Origin of the sequence: Endozoicomonas sp. ONNA2 (assembly GCF_024606365.1) — a bacterium.
In the GTDB taxonomy this organism is placed as follows: domain Bacteria; phylum Pseudomonadota; class Gammaproteobacteria; order Pseudomonadales; family Endozoicomonadaceae; genus Endozoicomonas.
Genome location: NZ_JAHHPO010001066.1, coordinates 1 through 1,232 on the forward strand (window position 1 = coordinate 1; position 1,232 = coordinate 1,232).

2 protein-coding genes and 2 pseudogenes are annotated in these 1,232 nt (G+C 50.4%); all 4 read left to right on the plus strand.

Annotation, left to right across the window (positions count from 1 at the left end; all coding sequences use genetic code 11):
- Positions 1 to 214: pseudogene (locus tag KDK14_RS18945) on the plus strand (hypothetical protein); the annotation flags it as partial.
- Positions 117 to 356 carry a zinc ribbon domain-containing protein gene (locus KDK14_RS21880; RefSeq protein WP_373691116.1) on the plus strand — a complete coding sequence of 80 codons (240 nt, stop codon included), beginning with the start codon at positions 117 to 119 and terminating at the stop codon, positions 354 to 356. The pseudogene KDK14_RS18945 and the gene KDK14_RS21880, both read left to right, overlap by 98 nt.
- 112 nt (positions 357 to 468) lie before the next feature.
- Positions 469 to 621 (plus strand): annotated as a pseudogene (locus KDK14_RS21885) (RING finger domain-containing protein); the annotation flags it as partial.
- Positions 622 to 738: 117 nt separating this feature from the next.
- A complete protein-coding gene (locus KDK14_RS18950; RefSeq protein WP_257266770.1) occupies positions 739 to 1,158 on the plus strand; it encodes a hypothetical protein in 420 nt (139 codons plus the stop codon).
- Positions 1,159 to 1,232 lie beyond the last annotated feature (74 nt).

Sequence of the window (1,232 nt, forward strand, 5' to 3'; positions counted from 1 at the left end):
TCGGGCGCTATTCTCGGACAGCCTCCTGGTAAAAACCAAAATGGCTAAATCTGTTTTGGATGCTGGCTGGGGAACGCTTAAAGACCAACTGAAGTACAAAGCGATAGCGCAATCAGTTGTGTTCGAGGTCGTCAACGAATCTAACCTGGGCGGCCCCCTCCACCCAAACTTGCTCGTGCTGTGGCACTATTCCGTCCAGCAGTCCGAAAGGTAGAGCAGGTTTGCGAATAGGGGGGCCGCCCAGGCAATGGTCTTGTTCAGAGTGCGAAGCTGAACACCTGCGTGATTTAAATGCAGCAAAGAACATTCTTGCGGCTGGGCATAGCCGTCTCGCTGGAGGAATCCCACTGCTTTAGCTGTGGGAGGATGTCAATGTACGGAACTTCTGGAAGTGGATCCCCCGGGGACCAAAACCAAATATTATTATCCAATGTTCTATTGAAAATCCTTTTATGGTTCGGTTTTGATATGAATAGTGCTAAGGGTCTTGAATGTGCAATATGTTATGACTCAATATGTTGTGACTCAACAAAATACAAAAGCATCAAGCTAACATGCGGACATGCTTTTGGTAAATCATGCATGCGGAAATGGGTGGAAAGTTCCAACCAAAAAAAATGCCCTGTCTGTAGAAATCAATTAACTGATAACAAGATAAAAGAGATAAAAAATATTCCATTGCAGGAGCGTGTGGTCATTTTTTTGGAAAAAACGAGTAAACTTGCTGGCCGAACTATTGTGAAGTTCGTCCCCGCGTTTATTGTCGCGGGTGCTGTCATTGGGGCTGCTTTATGGGCTAATGTCGGGGCTACTGACGGGGCTGTTGCCGGGGGTATCATGATTGCTGGTGCGACCGTCTTGATTACTGCCGGGGCTGTTGCCGGGGCTGTCGCAGCTGCTACCGGGGCTTCCAGAAATATCGGGACTGCTGCCGGGGCTGCTGCCGGCGCTACTGTCGGCGCTACTGTCGCGGTTGGCGGGCTTGCTGTCGCAGCTTCTGCCGGGGTTTTCGGGGCTGCTTCCGGGGGTATCAGGGATGCATTTGTTGTCGGGGCTGCTACCGTGGCTTTTCCCTGCGGGGTTGTTGGGGGGTTTGTTGGGGGGATTACGGCTGATACCCTATATCTCCAACAGGAAATGAATCCAGTAGTTGTGTGAAAAAAATCTTTCAGGCCCGCTAACCCGGATATTTCATAAACATGCTCCCGACCTCGCTTGTCCTTTGCCGCTCT